At 49.7% G+C, this 15,820-nt stretch carries 1 protein-coding gene (only partly in view); it reads left to right on the top strand.

Annotated elements, in window-relative coordinates:
• Positions 1-15,820, top strand: the 3' end of a protein-coding gene (locus K2Y22_03760) for a hypothetical protein (protein MBX9877551.1). 21,740 nt of this gene lie to the left of the window's left edge; the window shows 15,820 of its 37,560 coding nt (coding positions 21,741-37,560); its start codon lies off the left edge, out of view; it ends in the stop codon at positions 15,818-15,820.

The following is a 15,820-nucleotide window of genomic DNA, read 5'->3' as shown; positions in this document are numbered from 1 at the left end:
CGTCACGTCGGTGCTGACACCGGCTAATATCAATACATTAATTGATCCGGCTCACGGTGATACGGTGACAATAACCGTCACACCAGGAGCATTGCCGACAATCAATGTTATTGATCCGATTGCAGTCACTAACAATACATATAATCTTCCAGCCGGATCTCTGGGTGCGTTTGGTGGTTTGACAGTAGCTACTCTTACATTTGTCACACCATCCAAGGGATTTGTTGCTCCGTTGCTGGTCGGCGGTAACGTCACCGCTACAACTGTAAATGGTAATGTCGGTGGTAGCGCATCTGCAGCTCTGCCAATCTTTGCCTCGGGTAATATCGGGATTACGAACACTGTGTCGACGACACCTGTTGCCGGCGATGCTTCTTCGGTATACCTTGGCGCGCTTGGCACATTATCCTTGTCAAATGGACTGAAGACAGTATCTTCAACAGGCAACTCCGGTAATGCCACTTTGTTCGGCTCGGCAGTTTCGGTTCTTGGTTCAGCCGGTACCGCTAACGCTCTAGCCAGTATTGATCTCTCCAACGCTTCGGGCAATGGCAACCCCGGTTCATTGCTTGCTGTTTCAACATCAACGTTGACGATCGGTAACTGGACAGGCAATACTCTTAATAACTTTGGTGAAGTGGATACATACGCAACCGGTTCAACACATCGTGCCGGCTCTGCTGCACTATTAGCTTCAGGACTAATTCGCTCATCGTCTCTTTATGCTGGTGGTTTGAACAATGCCAATGGCGGACGTATTTCGGTATCGACAACGGGTAATGCTGTAGTTGGTTCACTGGTTGTTCGTTCGACGACAAACAGCAACGTTAATGGTACTGCCGGACAAGGTGGATTTGCTAGTTACAACAATGACACAGGTTCGGGATCGGCCGGCGGTATCATCACCGGCGGTAACTTCAGCTTCTTGTCGGGTGCTCCTGGTCCAGCTAGCCCGGTTGTATTAGCTGATGCCTCCAATTCAGGATTTACATCCGGTATTAACCTCAATCTGTCCACTGCGGCAACACCGCCTGCCCAGATTGTCACTGTTAACAACACCGGTTCGTCTGGTGCGGCTGCCATATTTGCCAACAACACCGACGTCAATGGTGGATTGCCTTTGGGTCTTGTTCTAACCTCATCGGCAACAGGCAATTCCGGAGCGATCATTGCTGCTAACTCAGCCGGCTTCATTTCCCTCGGTAATAACCTGGTCACGTCAGTAACGTCCGCTTCGGCAACCGCTGGAACAGTAATTCTAGATGCCGGCACAAATCTAAATGGTGCCGGCTTCACAATACAAGCAACAGCTCCTGGAACACCGGGCAATGTTGTTCTTTCCGCTCGCGATGGATCAGTAATTGTTGATGCTATTAATTCATCATCAACAGCTGTATCCGGAGGTGCAGTTGGTGGCAGCGTCACTGTATATGGCAACAATATTAATATCACCGGACAGACTTCCGGTAGCAATGGAATTTCCATTGATGTGTCATCGGTATCTAATACAGGTGGCACCGTTTCCCTGTTCCCAGTATCACCAGTAGACGACTACACTTTCACGGTCGGATATGGTGGTGCCGCCCTCAATTCCGGTACCTATGGTCAGATTAAAGCTTCCGGTACATCCGGCGGCACGATTCTCTTGCGTACCTCCAATGTTACGGCAAATTTGGAAATAGCTGATGGAGCAGCGCTCAATGTAAATGCTTCGTCAGGAACAGGCGGTACGATTACACTGTTTGCCGGCGACATACATTTAGCTTCCGGCAGTTTAAACGCTTCCGGTACAGCCGGTGGCGGTACTGTCAATATGACCGCCAACCCATCGAATTTGCTAAGCAGCATTACCGCTCAACCGACAAGCACCATTGCAGCTTCCTCGTCTGCCGGTGTTGGTGGCACAATTTCGTTGACGGCTAGTATGACGATTGATGTTGGTAATCTTTCTGTGCAGTCCGCAACAGGTGGTGGCACAATCACCCTCTTCACAGACCAGGCCGGATCGGCAATCACAGCTCGCAATGTTGTTCTAAGCACAACTGGTACGGGTAATGCCGGAACCTTCAATACCAACTCACAAACTTTCCCCGGTGGCTTGGTTACCATCTCCAGCGTCACTGGAAATGCTCTGTCAGGTAACGGCGGCACCGCAAATATTTATTCCCGCCTTGCTATGCAAGTGCTTGACGGAATAAGTCTCACTTCACAAACAGGACTGGGCGGTACGCTGGTGCTTAACTCTGCTACAACCGTAACCATGCTGGGCTCAACCTCACAAGGACTAGCAGGTAATACGAATGCTGCAATTGATGTGTCTTCCGCAGGAAATACAGGCGGAACGGTAACCATCACTGCCCCGCAAGGTATTTTTGTCACAACTGCCAACGGCGGCAACATTTATGCCAACGGTCAAAACGGTGGTACCGTGACAATGACGACAAGCAGCAATGCCATAACAATGATGGATGGCAGTTCCAATAGAGGCGGCGTCTATGTTAATGGAACAGGCGCTTATAAAATTGGTGGCACGATCAGTTTATCTGCAAATACCGGCATGACTATTGGTGTGCTGAACGCTAATGGCTTGAACAATGCTGCAGCCGGTACGATAACCGCTACACTTACCAATTCAACAATGAACATCACTGATGTTCTTGCTTCCGGCTATTCGAATCTTTCGCCAGGTACAGGTAATCTTGCTACCTATGCCCATGGTGGAACGATAACTCTGAACGCTACCAATGGATCCATTGATATAGATAATGTCCGCGCAAATGGTGTGGGCACGTCGACAGGCAATGGATCAAGAGGTGGCGTTGTCACCATGACCGCCGCTCAGAACATCACTCTGGACAATCTAACTGCAGCCGGACTCAGAGGAGCCAATGGCGGCGTCTTGACTCTGACCACAACAAGCGGCAGCATTAATCTCACAACGGGCGCATCTGTTGCCACTGATTCGAGCAGTTCAGCAGGTAATGCCGGCATGATGGTAATGACTTCAGGTAACACCCTCAATATTTCCGGAAGCATGTTGGCCGATGCCTATGGCACCGGCAAGTATGCAGGTGTTATTAATTTGACGGCGACAAACAACATAACTTCCTCAGGCAACATTTACGCTAGAGGACTTCAGGCGACAGGTAGTGGCTATGCAACAGGCGGCGGTATCAGCTTAACGTCTACAGCTGGCGGAATTGCTCTTAATTCCGGAGCTTCGCTTAATACTGCTTCTGCTGGTGACTCTTCAGGTGGTATCGCTCTGTTTGCTGGTGGCGCAGCCGGCATTGTTGTGCCGACTAACATTCTTGCTTCGGGATCCGGCGATAGCAATTACGGTGGCTCGGTCATAATCAAAGCCGGCACCGGCTCTGTAACCGTTGGCTCAATCGATGCTCGCGGTCTTAACGGAGCATTCAGTGGTGCAGTCATGATTGGCGCTGCAGGAAGCATTTTGGCCGGCTCCAGTGACAGTGTCCAGGGTATCTCTACTCAAGGAACTGCAGGCAGCACGGCAATTATTATGAGCGCTGGGCAGAGCATCGCTAACAATGCCGGTGGTTTACTCAACCTTAATGCCTCATCTTCCACTGGTAGAGCTGGTTCTGTTTATGTGGCTGCCGGTGGAAACAACGGCACTGCTTCAGTAGCGCTGGGTACCATCAATACGACAGGTATAACCGGTGGCGATGTTGAAATTGTCTCCATGGATACAAGCAACATGTCTGCTACGGTTGGTGCTATTTCTACTAACGCCACTGGCGCCCAGGCGCTTTCCGGTTCAGTAGGTATTGCGGTTCGTGGCGCTTTAACTGTGGGCGGCGTTATTGATACAACCAACACAAGTGTAGCGGCTTCTTCTCCGGCACGTTCCGGTTCTGTCTTCTTATCCTCGGCGACCAGTATTGGTTACAGTTCAATCAATGCCTGGAATGCAACAAATGGTTCTGCTTCAGGAACAGTCATTCTAGTTTCAGCCGGTAATGGTTCCTCCATTACCCCAAATCCGACTGCTAATCCAAGCCCACCACCTAACTTCTTGCCTGCCAATGTAACTGTTGCTTCCGGTATGAGTGCTGCTTATACGAGTGTGCCGACGACTGCAACCATCAGTGGAGCTAAGACAGTAACCGTCACCACCACTGCACTGACAAATTACAATCCTAACGGCTACGCATCTATCAACAATTCGACAGTCACCCTTGATACAGGTAGTGATTCACGAATGATTGCACCTTTGATGTCCTTGTCTACAGCAACCAATACAGACTATGCCGTGTTGCATTCTACCTCTGCTGATTCAATCACAGTAGTTGCCAGAAACGGAATTAGCATGGGCAATACCCTTATTGCTTCAGGCACAACATCAGGTGGCTCGGTCAATTTCATGTCCTTGGGCAATGACATAACAATGAATGGCACCATGTGGATGGTTGCTAACGGCGGTGCTACCGGTGGTAATATGTCGCTCTTAGCGCCACTTGGACAGATCTTCTACAATTCATATGCTACAAGCAGCTTTAACGTTTCGGGAACACAGCAAGCAGGCAATATAGTTGCCGCCGGTGGTACCGGAGTTACATTGAGTGGTGAGACAAATGCTTCTTCTAATCAGGTTGCTGGTAACGTGACCTTGATTGCCAGTCTTGGTAACATCGTCAACAATAATCCTGGTGGTACAGGAAGCGCCTACTTTATCAATGTTGATAGTGTCAATGCTCAAGCAGGCAACATCAATCTAATTGTCGGTAAATCAGTCTATAATTCGTCGCAGCAGTCGGAAGGCATTTTCCAAATGCAGGGTGTCGCAGCAGTCAGTGCTTCGACGACTTCCGGGCAGGGCGGTACTATTCGCTTCGCCGTTGTGACAGGTAACAACACATCAACCGGACTTGGTTGCTGCGGAATCGCAGGCGCCAGGATAAATCTAAATGCTACGGGCGTTACAGGCGTAGGTGGCGATGTGACAATTTCCGTTGGTGGCACCGATCAAAGCTGGCGTCTGACTACAACAAGCGGCACCAGTGCCGGCTTCATCGAGTCTTATACGGCAGGTAATTTGATTATTGGTTCCATGTTTGCTACGTCGCCGCTGGCAGGCAATTACGTTGCTAATGCATCCGTCGATAGAGCTGGTGACATCTCCATAACCTCAGGAACTGGCACTATCACTAACTGTTATGCCTGCACTACAGCAACATCCTGCAGCGGTTGTGCCGTTATCGAAGCTAAGGGCGGCCTATTTGGCGGTGATATAACCATGAGTGCTGCGCAAGGCAACCTCAACTGGTTCTACAATTCCAGCCTCCAGGCGCTTAACACTTCCGCTACCTATCAAGCCGGTGATGTTAATCTGTCATCCTACGGCAACACAATAATGGGTTCAGGAATTAATACGTCATCGCAACTCAATGGTGGCGATGTCACTGCCGGCGTCAGCAACGGCAACTTCTACATTTCAATCGGACTCACTAACATCGGTGCCCGTTATATAACCACGCAAGGTGACACCGGCACAAGCGGCGACATCAATATTCTAGTCGGCAAGAGCATTCTAGACTCCGGTCTGAATGCCGGCATAGTCAGCGGTAACCAATTCACAAGCGGTCCATGCACGGCACCATGCTATGAAGGCTCTTACAATACATCGTCAGCCTACGGCAAAGCAGGAAATATTAATATCGCTGTTAATGATGGATTGTTGGGCAGCACTCACGTAAACCTGCAAAATGTCACTCTACAATTGCTGGCTACTTCTACATCCGGCAATGGTGGCGACATTACAGTGACAAGCAACGGTAACCAAAAGTACATCTGGAATATTTCGAGTTCCGGCGTTAGTGCTGGAGACATAACTATTAATGCCGGCTCCGGTACTTTCACTAATACCAATGGCGCTATCCAAGCAAATGCCAGCTCAGGACTTGCCGGCGATGTTTCAATTACCGCCACTTCAGTTGCTACGGTATCCACGTTCGGTTCAAACGGCAGCTATATTGAAGCTCGTGGTGGAGCCTTCGGTGGCGACATCCAGTTGGTAGCAACAACCGGCACCATATCAGTGTCCGGCACTACTAATTCACGCAACAACATAATTGATGCATCAGGCAATATTCATGGTGGCAATGTTGGTCTGACGGCTTTTGGTGACATTTCTTTGAGCAGCCAAGTGGATACCTCGTCCGGTGTAACCGGCGGTGATATTGACATTAACATTACCGGACTTGGTAATTTGAACCTCAATGGTAGTGGCGGCAGTGGTGCTTCCAGTACATGGAAATTTATGGATGCTCGCGGCGGAGCCGGTAATGGTGGCAACGTCTCAATAAACATTAATCAATCCAACTTGCCTGGATCCGGTAATGGATTTGCCGGTGTTCACTCCGCGCTAACAGGATTCGGCACGGAAGCTTCAATCAATACGTCATCCACCTCGGGTAATGCCGGTGATATTTCAATCAACATTCTCAATGGTCCTCTTGGTTATTTCGGCACAGCTACACCTAACTCCGATTACTTACAACTGATTGCGAATTCGACCAATAACAACGCCGGCAGTATCGCTCTTTCTGTTGGCGGCAATATTGCTACAAACTGGATTTACACTGCTAATGGACAAGAAGGTGGCACAATTGCCTTGGTCTCCGGTGGCTCTTTTGTTTCCGGCTCAAACAACGGAGCCGGCGTGTTTAACGCCAATGGTACAGCAGGCGGAGGTGGCAACATTATCTTGTCGGCTGCTAATGGTGTGTCGGCAGTAAGTGCTTCAGCAACTGGAACAACCTCCGGCGGCACGATTGCTCTGTTGTCCAGTCAGGCTACGGCATCTCTTGCAACGCTTACTGCATCAGGTACACTCCAGGGCGGCACAATCCTGGGATTGGCCAAAACTGGAGTTACCTATACAACCGCTAATGCCTCTTCTTCTCAGGGTGCCGGTGGAAGTATTCTGTTCAATGCTTATGGCACCAACGCCAACATTAACGGCACCACGACCAATGCATCAGGCGTTACAGCAGGCGGCAATGTTTCTCTAATTGCCGCAGGCACAGTTCCTGTATCAGCCAATGTATCGGCCTCCGGTGCCGGTGCAAGTGGAGGCAACATCTTCGTATCTCGTGGTGCTAGCAGCAGTCTAACCTTCTCACCTAACGTAAATGGCGGGGCCGGTGGTTCAGTTGGTACGGCTATTATCGTCAGTGCCGGTAACATTACCGGCGTGCCTGGCTCAGGCGTTTATCAGTTTGCTAATATCAACAGCGGTACCTCGAGTTTGTTGACAGAAGCATACGTAAATGCGCATTCCAGCAATAATTACGTGTACACAGTTTCGACAACCTCAGCACCAACAATTACCGACACTACGACAAGTACGACATTTGTGGTGCCGGCTGGATCGCTTTCCACCTTCACTTCATTTGGAATTGGTAACCTGACTGTAGATATGCCTTCCGCGTCATTCTTGGCTCCATTATTAGTTGGTGGCACTGTCTCTGCCAATAACGTCGCCGGCGGCGGTGACAATCTGATAAGTCTAGTATCAGCCGGTAACATGACCATTTCAGGCAATGTTTCAAATTCAGCAGCTACCGGCAATGCTTCCGATGTACTTCTAGTATCGGGAGGTACATTGTCCGTTGCTGGAACTATAACAACCAACTCTACGCAAGCTGCCAGCACAGCCAGCGGCAATGTCACGTTGCTGGGAAATATAGTCAACACTGCCGGCATAAATATGGCCGGTGGCGGCACCAACACTACAGGTGGCACCTTGGTTGGTCTTGCTTGGGGTACAGGAGCAACCGCAATAACAATCGGCAATATCATCGCCAACAGTACAGGAATTGCCGTTGGCGGCACGGTCGATTTGGCGAGCCCGTTCTCATCAATGACGTTGTCCAGCATAAGTGCTTACGCTTATGGTGCTGTTGGCGGTAACGTATTCTTAGATGGTGAGGGAATAAGCATAACGGGCACAACAGGCAATACTAACGGCTCAGCCATTGATGTTTCATCTACTGCATCTAATGGCGGTGAGGTGGTGATTTCCGGTACGACAATCACTGTATCCAACGGTTCAATCGTTGCCAGTGGCGCTAGCGGCGGCAACATTTCTCTGTCGGTAAATGAGTCGGCATTGACTGTTCAAGATGTAATTTCTACCGGCAGTGGCTTTACGCAAAACCAACCGAACCACGGCGGCGTAATTTCGATTACCGGTTTCGATACAGGCATAAACATTTCAGTCAATCGTGTATCGGCTGCTGGTTTGACAGGAGCTGCCGCTGGACAAGTTTCAATAGTGAACCCGTATGGTTCGGTTAGCGCTTATAGCGTTGATACAAGTTCCACAGGCAACTTCGCCGGCAATATCACTTTGAACGGTGAATCAATAGCTATAACAGGCACGGTTAGCAACACTAATACTACTGCCGGATTGGATATCTCATCAGGTACTTCAAGCGGTGGAGGCTTAGTGGCAGTGGCATTCGGAGGTGGTCTAAACATTGCTAATGATATCGCTGCGTACGGTACCGGAACTCAAAATGCCGCCGGCAATGTTGTTCTTGCCGCAACTGGCGGAACACTTTCCGTAGGTAATATCAATGCAGTTGGTTACAGTAGCGCCAGGGGCGCACAAGTTATATTGAGCAACCGTGACGGCTCAATAACAATTGGACGTACGACTGCTGATACTCAGGGCATAATTGGGCTCAATGCCTCCGGCGCATCCGCAGGTGGCAATGTCGTCGTCAATGCCGGAACCTACGTTTCAGGAAATGGTGCTGCCTTGTTGAATATCAACACATCTTCAACATCCGGCGTCGGTGGTTCGGTAAATATTGTCTCTGCCGGAAATAACGGCAACGTTTCGCCGATGTCTATTTCCATAAACAACATAGTTACTTCCGGAACAGTGGGGGGTAAGGTAACTGTCGTTAACATCGATGATTCTGCTAGAGTCGGTGAAATGCCATCGGCCGGTTCGGTAACAATCAATAGCATCAATTCACAAGCAAGTGGCAGTGCTAATGTCGGTGGCTCGGTTGGTATTTCCTCAACAGGAGCGATTACGGTTACAAGTACTGTTACCACAAGCAACAACAGCTTCACTCCTGCTTCCGGAGCAGCTGGTGGCAGTGTCTTTATGTCGGCAGAGGGCGCTATATCAATTTGTTCAGGTTGTGCGAACGGCATGCCGGCTGTATCTAATGCAGGTACAACATCGGGCAATATTGTTCTCTATGGAGCAGATGACATTGTTGTTGGAACAACAACATACACAACTGAAACACATCCGGCATCCAATATTGGTATCTTCCCGAACGTAAATGTTGCAACGACGACAACGCTCTCCGGTAATACCACATTGACCATTACACCGACAGCCGTGAGCAATTCTCTTGTTCCAGGTGGCTTTGCCAGCATTAGCCTGCCAAGCAATTCCTTAACCATAAATACAGGTGGTGATGGACATTTTAATGCACCAATTGCTGCAGTACTCAGCGGAATCTCCGTCAACAGTCTGTCCGGACAGCAAGTATCCAACAATGCTTCCAGCATCAGTCTGGCATCGAGATACGCTATTAATGTAGGAACAAACGTAGTTGCCCAAGCTGGTGTAGCCGGCAACGGCGGTGATCTAACACTTTTGGCTTCTCAAGGAAGCCTGACTGTCGGAACCTATATTGAACTTGGTGGTGATACTGCCACCAGTACTACTACCGCCGGTTCGGCATTGTTGATTGCACCGACGGCTGTGCTGAGTGTCAATGGTGCAAATAGCGGTGTAACGATAAGCACACGTGCAGGTCGCTTAGGCGGCAATGTTCTAGCCATAAGTGGTCTAGGTGCCAATTTCAATAGCGAAATCTTTACGGGTCAAACAGCTCAAGCCGGCGATGTAATTATAGTTGCCCCAGTCGGCAATATTGCCTTCACTACAAACAATGGCGGCGTATGTATTGAAGCCAGCAGTACATCTGCAGTAGCCGGCTTCGTTTCACTCAATGTTGGATTGGGACAAGGTAATGGTCTTGTTATGGCCGGTAGTATCCGCGCATTGAGTAATGCTACGACAGGGGGAACCGTACAGATCAGATTGCAACAAGGTAATGTCGACACCACAGGTGCATTGAGCATCGATGCATCATCCGGTAGTTCAAATTCGGCGGACTTCGGCGGTAATGTATTGATTAGCTCACCAGGCGATGTAAACATCGACAACTGGTCGATTAATGCCAATGGTCCAAACGGCGGCACAATAACCATCTCCAGCAGCGGCACAATACAGTTGAATGCCGACAACATGCAAGCTAATGCAACAGACGTTTTGACAGGCGTGGGCGGCAAAATTGAATTCGTATCTAGTTCAACAACCAACTTAGTTGTTGGTTCTGCCACCGGTACTAATTATATTGACGGTACAATCTCAATTGCCGGCGTCAGCGGCGGAACTGTAAGTATCACAAACAGACAAGGCGCAGTTGTTATTCCGAACTTTGGAACTGCTATTGATATCACATCAGGCATAAGTGCTAATGGCGCCAACCTCACCTTGAGCGGCACCAGGCTGCAAGTGGATAACGCCACCGGCGGCATAATCAATATGAGTGGTGCCGGAACTGGAAATGGAGGTAACATAAGCCTCATTTCTTCTGATCCTTTGACTCAAATGGTAATCGGTGCAGCCACAGGCACCAACTTCGTTAATGCTACATTGCAGGCAGCCAGCGGTATGGCTGTCGGCAGTATCGGTGACGGCGGAACAATTACCGTTAGCTCTGCTGCCGGTCTGTCTGCGGTGGCTACTGCTTTCGATGTTTCCGCTGCCAGACACGGCGGCACAATCACAATCAATACAAATACAAGTAACGTACTGACCGTTGATAATGCCACTCCTGGTGCCAACACGATTGTTGGAGTGCTGACAGCTCGTGGTGGTAGTTTGGGTGGTACGGGCAATGGCGGTATCATTGTTCTCAATAACCAAGCCGGTGGTGTGGCCATCAACCAAAACAACATTGATGTATCCGTTCAAGCTGCTAACGGCAAGGGTGGCGAAGTTTACCTAACAGGTAGTCTCGTTACTGTAGGTGGTGGATTGACAGTCAACGGCGCCGGTACCGGTGACGGTGGCATTATCCTCATCACTTCTGATGCCAGCCTGCAAACTGGCTTCCCGACAGCAGGTAATTCTTCTATTACCGGTAATTTGTCGGCCAATGCCGGTACATCCGGATTGGGTGGTACGGTTCAAATATTTGCCGATGGTGATGTTACAGTCAGCACCTCCAATATTTCAGCTCTGGCCGGCGGAAATGGCAAAGGCGGCAACGTCGAGATTGAGGGTAATTCACTGACATTTGTTGGTGCTGGTGACATCACAGTCAATGGAGCAGGAACAGGTGATGGCGGCTTTATCAATTTGGTGAGCTCATCTGCTATTGCTGGATTGACAGTCGGTGGCAATCTGTCGGCATTGCCTGGCACTGGTGCAATTGGCACAACTGCAGGTGGAGTAATCGACATTGAAGCTTCCTCCGGCACCATAAGCAATGCCTTTACTATCCAAACAAATGATGGTTTCGGCGGTGTTGCAGGTTCGGGTGGACAGATTACTTTCAGAACACAAGTTGCCGCTGATCTCAATCTCACCAATACCGGTTCAATCCTGGCAGTCGGCACCGGTGCCGGACCGACAACAATCACATTCAACAGCACGACAGGCAGCGTCAACATCAATAACTCCCTCAATCTTGTTGGTGATATTGCAACCAGCACTACAGGTACAATCGACTTCGGCAATGCCGCTGCTGGTTCTGTATCTGCCTTTGCCGACAATATGACCGGACGTATCAGAGTATTCCAGGGTGTTGATGCCATATTGGGCGCAAATAGCTCGCTCAACTTGTTTACTTCATCCGTCACCAACAACTTTACTGCCAATAGTACTAACGGCGGAATTGCTCTCAACGGCAATGTTAATTCATCAGGACTTACAGGTACCGTAACTCTGGGTGCCGGCACCGATATCCTCGGCAGTGGCATTGTAACAGGCAATAGCTTAGTTCTCACATCCACTGGAGGTAATATCGGCGGTGGAACCGGCGCTCGCATTAACACCGTCACAACAACAATGGATGTAACTGCCTCGGCAGCCGGTGCCGGTTTGGGTAATGCCTTCATAAATCAGACAGGTGCGCTCACCCTGAACGGCGCCAATGTTGATGTGAACAAGACATTCGATTTGGTTGCCAGTGACGCAATAACGGTATCGAATACAGGAACTGTCACTGCCGGTAGCGTATCGTTGAATGCTACCAGTAACGGCATTACCTTAAGTGGCGGAATCACTGCCAATGCTGCCGGTGGTGCTGTAACGCTCTTGTCTGCAACGAGTATTTCCGGCGCAGGGCTGTTGACTGGTGATAGTGTCGACTTGACGGCCACAGCCGGTAATATAGGTACGAGTGGTCAAAGAGTGAATACTGCTGCCGGCACTTTGTCGCTGACAGCCAATGACGCCGGCGCAGCCAACGGTAATGCATTCATCAATCAGACAGGTGCATTGGGCTTGTCCTCCACCTCGGTGACTGTCGATAAGACTTTGGATGTTATCGCTTCGGATACTATTACGACTTCCGGTGCCGGCACTATAACAGCAGACACGATCAAATTGGCAACAACCGCCAACAACATTGTTCTTAATGGCGCATTGAATGGTTCGTCAGGTGTCAGCCTTGATGCAAATGGCGCCGTTACAGTTAATGCTGGTGCGACAACTACAGGCACGATGACGGTCTTGGCGGGCGGTGATATCAGCAATGGTCTGAGTGGTGGAACTCTATCAGGCGCTAACATTGACTTGAGCGCCGGTGGCAGTATCGGTACAGGCACCACTTCACGTATCAGCGCCGATACGACGTTATTAACCGCAGTGGCTGTCGGCAACGTATTTGTAGGTACAACAGGCGGTGTTGATCTCGGTGATTCTTCTTCCGGAATAGCCAATACCTTTGATCTGGCTACAGCTGCCGGTGGCGGTATCAATATAAATGGGACAGTCGGATTGACTGGAGGTACCGTCAACCTGACAGCTAATGGCGCCGGTGCAATTAGTACGACAGGCACGGCATTAATAACAGCAACTGATGCAAATCTCACGTCCGGCACAGGTGATATTGGATCGGGTACCAGCTCAAGAGTAGCAATGACTGTCGGAGATACTTTGACCGCCAATACCGGTGGTAATGTGTACATCAGTACCGCCAGCGGTACCAACAATGTAAACCTTGGGGCTTCAACCGCGGGTGCTACCAGCACATTTGACTTGGCTTCAACAGGAGCTACGACGTTAACCGCCGTCGATAACTTATCGGCAGGCAATGTCAACCTGACAGCAACTGGAACAGGGAATGTTGTGACTACTTTGGGTGCAGCGACGATGCAAGCTTCACAAGGCGCTGTAAATCTAATTGCATCCGGTGGTAATGTTCAGCTGAATTCCGGAACAGTCACCGCTGCAACGGACATCACCGTGACTGGTCAAACAGGCGTTTCTCTAGGCGCTGCTGGAACAACCAATATGCAAGCTGGATCGGTTAATGCAGGTTTTGACCTCATAAGCACCGATATAAACGCATATCAAACAAATGAGATGAATTTCGGCTCTATCAATGTAACTTCGGTAAATGCCGGTACCAATATCACATTCGATGCCGCAAATACTATTTACCTGGTGAGCGTCGGTCAAGACATAAATATCAACAGTGCGCAGGACGTGACTCTTGGCGCCAATACCGAACTCTTTGCTCAAGGCGCCAATGTAATATTGAACGCCACCGATGGTGTACTTAATATGCCATCTGGGGCTATAGTTGGTTCAGTCGCCAGATATGTCAGCGGCGGCGGCACAGTTGTAATTGATAATCAAGATGTAAATGTGTTCCAGGGTGGTGGCATTGCAATCTGGTCAGGTCCGGCACCGGCTGGTGGCTTTGATGCTTACTTGAACAACTTGCAACTATCGCGTGTTGCCGGTACTAACACACCGACGGTAATTGGTACCGTCAACTTTGCGCCAGGAACAATATTTGACTTTACCGGTGGCGGCGCAATGGTATTTGATTCCGGCGTTAAGGGCAGCATTACAGTAAATGGAATAAGCACCTTCCAGACCAACGGCGGTGTAATTGCCATTGACCCACCTGGTCCGATGATTTTGAACAATGTATTCGTTGGTGTATTTGGTCCATTGCTTGTTCCAGTTGTACCGCCAGCCCCGCCTGCACCAGGTGGCGCTGCACCAGTTGTAGCTGATGTCGGTGGCGTTGTATTCATCGAGCCGGAAGTCTCACCGACACTCGTTAATCAAACGGCTATGGTCGTTACTGATACGACGTCAAGCAACAATACTAAGGCTAACCTAACTTCGACTGTACAACAAACAGTTTGTACGGTGATGGCTCTCCCGGGCGGCGAATCAACAACTGATGAAAATGGCTGGGTTGTTGCTTCCGGTTACTGCCAACCATTCTCGTTTGCCGGCGATGACGGCACAGTTATAATCGGCTCCGGTGGTACAACCTTTGCTCCATCGGTCAACCACACCGTTATATTGAAGTCCGGCAAGATGGTTGCTTCTGCCGGTCAAGCCGGATTGACTGTTGAAACATCGCAAGGCAACATCTCAATTCCAGGTGACGGTACAACTATCGTTGAACAAGACCGTCCTGGTGTAGTCCGCGTTGCCAACTTGCTTGGTGGCGAGACGAAGATATCGATGCTAGTGAATGGCGAAACCAAAGAACTCAAAGCTGCCGCCGGTGAAGAACTGATCGTTGCTGATGCCGATCTCTCCGAAGAAGAATTGATACCGGTTGACGGTGTTGATCGTGAACCACTCGATGCAGGTAAGATTGTCGGCTTGCAAGTTAAGAAGAGCAAGTTCGAAAGAAAAGCCATGATTGGTCGTGATATGCTCATCAATTGCAACATGGGTTGCTTCTCAATCACAATGAGAAAGACAATCGACAAGTTGAAGCAAGAAATCGGTAGTGACGCTGTTCCTCCGAAGATGAGCCGTTCACCTAAGCAAGATGCGCCGGCTAAGATTGGCAATGGCGCTCCAGCTGCCCCAGTTGGCGGTAAGATTTCATCGGCTCCGGCTTCGAAGGCAACTGAAACTTCATCAATTGTGCCGATTGCCTACACGACCGGCTCCAGTGCTGTAATTGGTTCAGCCTTGCGTAGTCTGGCAACTGACACTGCAATGATCAAAGAGACAAGAGGCACCAAGTTGGTAATGGAAAAACCAGGTGTAGTTAACCTCAAGGGTGGTGAAGCCCTGGTTGCTGCCAGCCGTGCAACTCTTGTTCGTGCAGGTGATTCGCTTGTATCAGTTGCACCTGGAACAATCGCGCTTGTAAGCAATGAAAACAACATCGTAAAAGTTCGTTGCTTGTACGATAACTCGGCGCACTCAGTCAAGCTTTATGCCGGCAGCAAGCTGATGACATTGAGCTCCGGCGAAGAATTCATCATCGGTGCTCCGGATGAGTCGATCAATGTCGCGCTTAAGGCTGATCCACTTGGACGCCGCAAGATCCAGCGTTATGACTTGAATAAGGATATGAGTCTCATGCACACTGAGTTCTCACTGGTTTCACTAATGCAAAACAACACCATCCTCGGCGAACTCTTGAAGGCAGCTGACGCAGATGATCATGCAATGGCTGAGAAGCTGGTCAAGATGGCCGCTGTGCTGACGCAAGTAACTGCTCGCCATGGAGCTTACTCGGCAACAGGTCAATAG

It is taken from the genome of Candidatus Obscuribacterales bacterium (assembly GCA_019744775.1).
Taxonomy (GTDB): Bacteria; Cyanobacteriota; Vampirovibrionia; order Obscuribacterales; family Obscuribacteraceae; genus SBAT01.
The sequence above is the reverse complement of the archived record's forward strand: the minus strand, read 5'-3'. Positions and strand labels throughout refer to the sequence as shown.